2 protein-coding genes and 1 tRNA gene are annotated in these 4,531 nt (G+C 35.9%); 1 reads left to right on the plus strand and 2 read right to left on the minus strand.

Translation table 11 applies throughout. The features are described from left to right. Positions 1-446: 446 nt before the first annotated feature. Positions 447-1,340: a hypothetical protein gene (locus GJ688_RS19190; RefSeq protein WP_155478111.1), complete on the minus strand. Its 894-nt coding sequence runs from the start codon at positions 1,338-1,340 to the stop codon at positions 447-449. Positions 1,341-1,355: 15 nt separating this feature from the next. Further along, entirely contained in the window at positions 1,356-2,852 is a 1,497-nt protein-coding gene (locus GJ688_RS19195; RefSeq protein WP_155478112.1) for a DUF3696 domain-containing protein, read from the minus strand. A gap of 741 nt (positions 2,853-3,593) precedes the next feature. On the opposite strand from GJ688_RS19195, the gene GJ688_RS19200 reads away from it, so the two are divergent. After that, positions 3,594-3,669, plus strand: a tRNA-Thr gene (locus tag GJ688_RS19200). The last annotated feature ends 862 nt before the right edge of the window (positions 3,670-4,531 follow it).

Below are 4,531 nucleotides of genomic sequence, written 5' to 3' on the forward strand. Positions count from 1 at the left end.
ACATTTGTCAAGACCGGCGGTTGCATATAAATTAAAGTTTACATAGGTCCATGCGTCAACTATCTTGACAAACACCGCAGTCGGATTGGGTAAAACAAACCATCTTAATTTCTAAAAAGTACAGATTCTTCTATTATCTTTCACCACCCAACAAAACGCCCCTCCACATTCCCCCCCTACGCTCTCCAACGCGACCAACAATACCATTCATACCACAACGGGGGTCCAATCGAATGTGGGCCATTACAGCGGCCTTATGTGGAATATGGGGGTTTTTAAGTGATTTTAATAGGTGTTTTTACCGATAATTTAACGATCTTGGGCCGATATTACGCAGCCGCCAAAATAAAAACAGCCGGCCGTTGGCCGGACTGTCTTTCTATACTCGGTTATCACTCTATAGAGTGATAATTCATTAGTTACTAGAAATTCAAGAATGAAGAAATCTATAACCCACTATCGTGTTCTCCCTCGCCAAAATATTTTGTAAAAAAGATAGTTCGATCTGCTTGGTATTCGTAATGAATTCTATGCTCCCGATTGACTCTAAATCTTCGTTCTTTCTCATTTCCATTTAGTGATTCATCTTGTAATCCATGATCAGACGCTGCCTCATATTGATTAAAAACTAGACGCTTGGTTATTGAAAATAAAATCTCTTTTTTTCGAATACTTTCCTTTGAGATAATCTTTATAAACTCCTGGGAAAAACTAAACTTATTACAAATCTTCTTTTTGATATGATGCATTGCTGTAAACTCTATTGAAAACACTAGTTTATCTAAATCCTTCATTGAATTGGGCCAACAAACGTTTTCAACACCCAAATGATGAAACCAATCATCGGCGTTGTTTATATTAATAGGTAATAACGAATTATCATGGCAATTACATGAGAATTTATAAGTATTATTAGTAGAATTATTATTTCCTAAACATAAGTAAATTTGTTTATTTTGGGTTATTAAGTAATGAACAATTTTTAGAAATATATAAGATATGTCCTTTCGTATGCTAAGCATAAGAGGTGGTTCCACTTGACATATGTCTAGGTTATCAGGAAAAACCAAATCTATAGAGTTACTTTTTATAGTTCTGTATAGCGTTGGAATAATTTTAAGTTTCCAATCACGATTTATTCTCCAAGGTGGGAGAACTGGATCTGTCCACAAAATAGCATCTAATTCCTGATTCCAATATATTTTTGTGAACTTATATTTGTCTATAACATTACAAAAACTAATCAAGGTTTTGAGAAATTGATCTCTCCTGTATTCATCTTCCCAATCACTTTCATGTATAAAAATTAATGATGGTTCAAATACTGTTTCTAAAAACATACTTACCCCTCGAAATTACTTCTTTTGTTCTCTTCTTTTTCTTCTTTTTTCTATCCCAGCTAAAATTATTCCCTCTTGTTCTGTTGCAGTTTGGTCAAAGAAATCTACTGGCCAATTTACGATTCCGTTATATTCGTCAACTTTTACTTCTTCATAACAGCTTCCATGTTCAGAAGGCGTAACAAAATAAATGGAAATCAAATTTAATAGGGTACCTGATTCGTCTTCAACAATTCTACGTATGAGCCTATTGATTAAATGATCGCTGTGTGTTTCTACAATTACTTTTTTATTTGAAAGGGCTAAAGCAATGAAAAAGTCAGCCATTTGCATTTGTAGTTTTGGATGTAAATGTATCTCGGGTTGTTCTAATAATAGAGTACTCATAACAGGCATCCTAAGCCCTTCTAATACTATTGGGAATAGCTGGCTAACACCAAAACCGACTTCAGCTATGTTGACTCTCGTTTTATCGAACAAACTGGAATTCATATTTAAGTAAATTAGTTCATTTTGTTGTTCAGGCTTAAATTCCTTTATTCCAAAAAGACTCATCCATCTTTCTATTGCATCGGAAAGTTTTATTTCCTTTTCTGAAATAAAAGTATTATTGTTAAAAAAGTAATGATTTTTTATTGGATTTTCTTGTTCTGTTAGATAGATAAACGCTGCATTTTCGCCCTTTGTACCGATCTCTAAAACTTCATTTTCGTAAATGTATCTTCTGGAGGGCTCTTCTCTTAATGGACCAATATATGTGTACAATGAAAAAAGACTTTTCATAAGTATAGCTATTCTAGTGGAAGCAAAAACAACATTTGAAGTAATTCTACTTTTATTTTCTTCATGATTAATTCGCCAAAAGGTTGGCATAAGGTTCGAGAACCCTACATTAACAATTCCTTCCCCAGTTGCATTTTCCCCTTCATCATCAATAAATCTTACAATTAAATTTTCCCATTTAACCTTGTAATTATTGTTTTTCTGATGAGTAAGCTCAATTTTTACATCGGGATATTCCTTTTGATTTTCCGTAGTTGTTCTTAGGATGAATTCCCATTTTTCCACTCTAACTGATTGCATATATTTTTTTATTTTTTCACTTATAGTTGATAAAGTAATTTTTATAGTTATAAAATATTCAGCGTTTTTTTCATGAAATCTTTCTCGTGAGATAAATTCTCTTAAATGATAAGTTAAAGGCACTGCATTGTCTTTTCCTTGAAAGTCTTCTTTTTTTACTTTGAATGTGAATTCAATTGATAGATTTCCTTCGGGGTTTTTACCATAAATAATACTTTCAAATGTCCCTAAATGAGTAAATCTTCCATTCAATAAAACTATTTGATTAGGATTCTGACTCTCAAAAGTTTGTTTATACATTAAAATACTTTGTAAAATCGAGCTTTTTCCGCAACTATTAGTACCACAAAGTATTGTAATAGGTTTAATGGTCATTCCCTCTAAAGAATTAAAGCTCTTATATTTCTCAAATGATATCTTATTTATCACCCTTAACCCCTCCGTATCTCTCACTTATAAAGTCTATTCTCTCGAAATGGTTATAATCCTCTATCTAAATATGTCGTATTTTGTCGAGTTTAATTTAACATCTCTATTATGCCCAACCACCACCAGTTTTTCACTCAACTCATAACCCTTGTAAAACCCATAAGTCCCACCTTAGTTCCCCTCTCGCAATTACCCCACCACCCAACCAAAAAAGCTCGCCCTCATCGGCGGGCTTTTCTAATTCAATATACCCCCCAACGGCAACACTGCCCCCAAAACTGCAACTTATCCTTCTATGTTCCCTCATCTTCTGTACCCCCGGTGAGCAACAGTGATCTTCCGCCGATTACCCGTCAAAATTGAAGTGTAACTGTAGTTCCGACAATTGGCCCCATCACCCAACGCAAAAAAAGCTCGCCTTAACTGGCGGCCTTTTAACGCTATATCCCCTAACCCAATCCCTTCTTCTCCCAAGCAACGCCGACCTAATATCCCACATCTTACTCTCTGTTCAAATCTGCGAAGATCGCTTATAATCAGCCAATTAAAGAAACCGAATTAGCAGGTCTTCCAACAGAGCAACTGACTTGTAATCAGTATATCAACGTATATTGAACTTAGATTACACGTTCCCGAGATTGTCAAAGCGGATCACGTTCAGAATTTCCCGTTTACTCCACTATTCTCATGATTTTACGGCTCCTATCTCACTTTATCACAGATGAAAACATAGCTTGACTCGCCGGCGTAGCTCAACTGGTAGAGCAACTGACTTGTAATCAGTAGGTTGCGGGTTCAAGTCCTGTCGCCGGCTCCACTACATATGCGGGTTAGCAGGATCACCAGGTGGAAGAGAGAACCAAAATGTGGTTACGGTCGTAGTTACGGAGGGGCATCTCTGGTGAAGCCATGGGGTTGAAATGGCCCGGTACGCAGGGGAAACCGACGGAGGCAGTTGCTGACGGCGGTTTTTTGCGTTTCCGTTGAGATGATTTTGCGATGATGATGATTTAACAAGGCCCGGTACGGGCCTCGACCCTCCCCGTGGCCGACACGGCAAAAGAAAAAACCGGCGAAGGCTTTTTTAATCATTGACTTTATTTCAATTTTTTGGTACGTTTTTATTGTAATGAGGTCGATGGGAATAAATGACCACAACGACATTTGCCACGTTGACCTCAATAACTCATGGATAACTAGAAATCCATTTTTTATCAACTTTGATAAGAAGGATTTACGTTATTCGTGGGAAAAAGGGAGAGTGATTAATGAAATAACTTAGATCACTTTCATATATCGACGTACTACTTATTAGCGAGTATTGAACGTAATATATTTTGGCTTAATAGCATTACTTAAATTTATTTTTACTCAAGATAATTCAAGAAATCACATTTTTTAACTAATTATACATCATGGATAGATGACACAACACATCTTTTTGAATTTTAAGTGTGGGAGGTTTTTTATCTATGTGGAATACAAAAATAGTTAATAATTCCGATAAACTTGTTTTTGCTAATGATCAAGTTATATCCCCCAATGAAAGCGGTTTAACCCCATTATTTTTGAGCCGATCGCCCTTATTCAAATGAATGCGTGAGATCTCATTTTAGAGAAGGCAAATGGGGAAACTTGTTAAACTAGCGCGACTTAGCCGTCAAGCCTTGACTCGCTGT

Source organism: Heliobacterium mobile, from assembly GCF_009720735.1.
Taxonomy (GTDB): Bacteria; Bacillota; Desulfitobacteriia; order Heliobacteriales; family Heliobacteriaceae; genus Heliobacterium; species Heliobacterium mobile.